4 protein-coding genes are annotated in these 3,996 nt (G+C 53.0%); 1 reads left to right on the top strand and 3 read right to left on the bottom strand.

Translation table 11 applies throughout. The features are described from left to right. Positions 1-89: 89 nt before the first annotated feature. The 3 genes from MGMO_RS14315 to MGMO_RS14305 are packed head-to-tail and all read right to left on the bottom strand — an operon-like array spanning position 90 to position 3,258. On the bottom strand, positions 90-1,367 hold the full coding sequence (locus MGMO_RS14315; RefSeq protein ID WP_023495771.1) for a putative bifunctional diguanylate cyclase/phosphodiesterase: 1,278 nt from the start codon (positions 1,365-1,367) through the stop codon (positions 90-92). Positions 1,368-1,380: 13 nt separating this feature from the next. Further along, entirely contained in the window at positions 1,381-2,844 is a 1,464-nt protein-coding gene (locus tag MGMO_RS14310; protein WP_023495770.1) for an ATPase domain-containing protein, read from the bottom strand. Further along, complete coding sequence (locus tag MGMO_RS14305; RefSeq protein WP_023495769.1) at positions 2,845-3,258, bottom strand: hypothetical protein; 414 nt, start codon at positions 3,256-3,258, stop codon at positions 2,845-2,847. Between the two features lie 298 nt (positions 3,259-3,556). Here MGMO_RS14305 and MGMO_RS14300 point away from each other — a divergent pair, with 298 nt between their 5' ends. Then, the gene (locus MGMO_RS14300) at positions 3,557-3,769 is read left to right on the top strand and encodes a hypothetical protein (protein ID WP_036308237.1); all 213 of its coding nucleotides are present in this window, start codon (positions 3,557-3,559) and stop codon (positions 3,767-3,769) included. Positions 3,770-3,996: the final 227 nt, after the last annotated feature.

The raw sequence follows: 3,996 nt of genomic DNA, 5'->3' as shown, positions 1-3,996 counted from the left end.
GCAATCCGCCCCGAAAAAACAGTTCGGCCCGCTCGTTGCTGAGTTTCCATAAACGGCAGAAAAAACTGTGCTTTTGAGACAAATAGGGCTTAACTTAATGGCAGTGAGGCTTGGGCCTGGAGGCAAGCCTCCCGCAGCACCCATCGGCCGATCGGCAAGATCAGCCCGCAATCTTCGGCGATGGCCACGAACAGTTTGGGAAGGACCAGCCCTAGTTCGGGGTGTTGCCAGCGGATAAGCGCCTCTACGCCGACAATCATGCCGCTGTTCAACTCGACTTTCGGCTGGAAATAGAGCACAAATTCGTGCCTTTTTAACGCAAAATGCAGGCTGGCTTCGATGGAATGACGATGGACGGCCCGGGCATTCATTTCCGATTCGAAGAACTTGAATTTATTGCTCCTGTTTTCCTTGGCGCAGAACATGGCCGTGTCCGCATTTTTCATCAAGGTTTCCGCATCAAGGCCGTTGTCCGGATAGATGCTGATGCCGATACTGACGTTGACATGGATATCGTGGCCCGTGATGTGGTGCGGCAGCCTGACCGACTCGATCAACTTTTGCGCACACAGCGCCGCATCCTCCCTTTGCTCAATGAACGGCAGCAGCACCACGAATTCATCACCGCCCTGGCGGCTGATGGTGTCGGAATGGCGCGCGCACCCGAGCAGGCGTCCGGCGACCGATTGCAACAGCTTGTCGCCGACCACATGCCCCAAGGAGTCGTTGATGTACTTGAACCGGTCCAAATCCAAGAACATCAACGCAAGCTGCCAACCCTTACGTCCTGCCAGTTCAATCGCCGAATTGAGCCGGTCCAACAGCAGGATGCGGTTAGGCAAGTCGGTCAGCACGTCATGGTGCGCCAGGTAAGCGAGTTGGTCTTTGGCCACCTTGACTTGTTCGGCCATTTTGTGCGCTTCAATTGAAACGGTCACCAAGTGCGCGTTGGCTTGTTGCAGCATAATGATAAGATGGTTGGACGCTGCCTTTAAGGTCTCTTCCGCCTGGATTTCCTTTTCACGCACGGTGGCACGCGTTTCCCGTATAACCATACTGTTTTCACGTTGGTCGGCCGTGCCGTCACGGGCAGCGGCAATATTTTCACTGGCATCGGCATTGTCTTCACGGTCATTGGCAGTTCGGTTCCGGACATCGGCGGCATTTTCACGGCGCCCTATCGCCTCTTCCCGCGAAGTGACCCGCTCCTCGCGCTTTAGGATGGCCGCATTTTTGGCATTGACGGCGTTTTCCCAGTCCGCAATGGCTTTTTCTTGGTCAACTAAAGGCGTGGTTGACACTTCCGGTTGGCTTAAGCCGTCAGGGCTTGTGGCGGTATCGTCATTATCATTGGTGGCTATGCCCATTTGGCTGTCCTATCTAGGGGCTGGCTGTGGGGTGGCCCGACAGGATGCCGGAATACCCCGACAAGGCCTCGCCAATGGCGATGCCTTCATCGGAGATATCAAACAAACGGATATCCTTACTGTGTGCGCTGCCACGCACCTTGACGACCGAAAGGACGCGTTTGAATTGCCCCGCGATTTCGATATAGCGCTGGACAATGATGGCATCGGCAAGGAAGGCGCTCCCAAAAGGGCTAAAGCGCAAGTCGGTGTAGCGGTCTTCCAGTTCCGAGGTCATCAATACCGCCACCCCCTTGCCAGTCAGCTCGGACACCAGCCGGTACAGTGAGCTGCGAAAATTTTCATGAAACTCCGATGCCAGCGCGAGTTCAAAGCCCGACAGGGAATCAATGACAAGGCGTTTTGCGCCCGTCCGGTCGATGATTTCGATCAGGTCATGCAGGGTTTGGTCAATGGATAAGTCCAGGTCATGCGTATCGAGCAAGCCGACCTGTCCCGCCTTTACCAAGGCATTCAGTTTACCGCTTAACAATTGTCTGGGGCTTTTCTCAAACGCCGCGATGACGCCAAGTTCACCCTTTCGTGCGCCTTCCGCGAGAAATTCGGTCGCCAAGACCGTTTTCCCGGAACCGGATGGCCCGACAACAAGCAGCGAATAACCGGTTGGAAGGCCTCCGCCCAGCATTTCGTCCAGGAAGGGAATTCCCATCGTAAGACGCTCTCCGCTAACGCCATCCTTGTTGGCGACCGCATCAGCGGATGCCTGTTTGGCGATCGCACGGGTGAATACCTGGATGCCTTTTTCACTGATCCGGAAGGTATGCAATCCGGGTGACTGAGATTGGCCGCGTATTTTTACCACCTGCATCTTCCGTATCATGGAATTGTGGTGCAGGTTTTGGGTCATCCACAGGATGCCGTCCGCCATGGTAAAGACCGGGCTTGATTCTGAAGCGGGCGACAAATATTCACCGATCAGGAAGGTGGTTGCTTGCCAACTGGTTAGCTGCAACCCCAACTGCTGGACAAACTGCTGCAACTCGGATACGCCTTGATTCCCTTCCTTCGCCGACTGCGCGACTGACCGAAACGAATCGACAAATACCAGGCTAGGCGCAAAGGCCCGCACTTCTTCGGCAATGCGAGACAAGACCCGGTCAAAATCCCCCTCCACCAAGTCAGCCGACAGGTTGACGAAGCGGATCGATTTGTCGACTTTACTGATATCAAAAAACGAAAATTGTTGTTGATAACGGAGCATCTTCAGGGCGGGTTCCCCGAGCACCGTGAAGAACAGCGCCCGATTGTCCGGGTTTGCCAGCGAAAACATGATCTGATGGGCGAGCGTGGTTTTTCCGCTGCCCGGCTGACCCGCAATCAGGTTGAACGAATATTCCGGTAAGCCGCCACCCAACAGGTCGTCCATGCCGGGCACGCCCGTCTTCAGGCGACGTATAGTTACTTTATTATTGCTCATCTATGTTTCCTGCCAGCTTATATCAGTCGCGTCAACGCCCCAAGCCGAGCGTAACAGGTGCTTTGTTAAATCCTCGCCAATTAACGAAGCCAGGATATCGGTAAACGTGGTCAGGAGCAGGTCGATTGCGGCGCTGGCTTGCTTGGGCGGTTGCCCTTCCAAGCTCATTTTTAATGCCGCGAATCGGTGGTCGTTTAGTGGTGACATTGGGCCATCCGCGAGCCAGGGAAATGTCGATTGGCTTTTGGATATACTTCTTACATAAATTGAATTGAAGCCACCTTCACCGACGATCGAAACGATTTGGGCAGCCAACGGCTCCCATAGGCCAATCGCAGCCTCCGCAAAATTTTCGTTTAGTTGTGCCGTGCGGCTGTTAATGATCTGGTGGCGCAGCAAATTGCTGGTTTCCATAGAAATATACTAAGGGTAAATAGGCCGACGCTGGTGAAATGCGGTCACCTTCAATCCTACGCATCTCACCAGAATAACAACGTGAATTAGTGGAATATTCGCTAGACCCCACTCTTTATCCAAAACAAACGCTTAAAACATTACAGGTTGGCGATGCCCTTGTCTGTTCGTTACCGCACATAATGGAGAGCATATAAAAGCCGTTCGAAATTTCATGTGACCGAAGACACAAACGTTCTTTATAAGCGGCCAGATAAACAAGCGCAACTGGGACTCGTGTTCCGTCGAATTCATAAACATGGCTATTAACAAGCCACAGGTTGCAGCAAAACCGGTGGGTACATGGCGCACAGCTTCAGCAAGCGGTTGGGGATTTTTTCCAGAGCCACGTGACTTTGGCGACATGATGGCTGTCTTCGCCAGCTCCGCACCCGCGCTTGCCGGGGCGCTTACCGCCGACGAAGGCATCATCCAGTTCGATGATGCCCTTGTCCGTCGACATATCCAGTAGATGCACCAAAACCACTTGGCCAAAGGCCAGTTTCGTTAAGCTTAACTTCAGATAGTCAATTTTGCTGACAGTGGCTTTATGTACGATACCGAACAGACATTATTCTATCCTGCGGCTAGACTTTATTTTATTTATCTTGAGGAGAACCCACATGAATTTCACTATCAAACCCGTATTACTTGAACCCTTACTGGCACTTGTCGTGGGGATATTGATATTGCTGGTAC

The organism is Methyloglobulus morosus KoM1 (assembly GCF_000496735.2).
In the GTDB taxonomy this organism is placed as follows: Bacteria; Pseudomonadota; Gammaproteobacteria; order Methylococcales; family Methylomonadaceae; genus Methyloglobulus; species Methyloglobulus morosus.
Note: the sequence above shows the minus strand (reverse complement) of the source record. Positions and strands in the feature narration are given on the sequence as shown.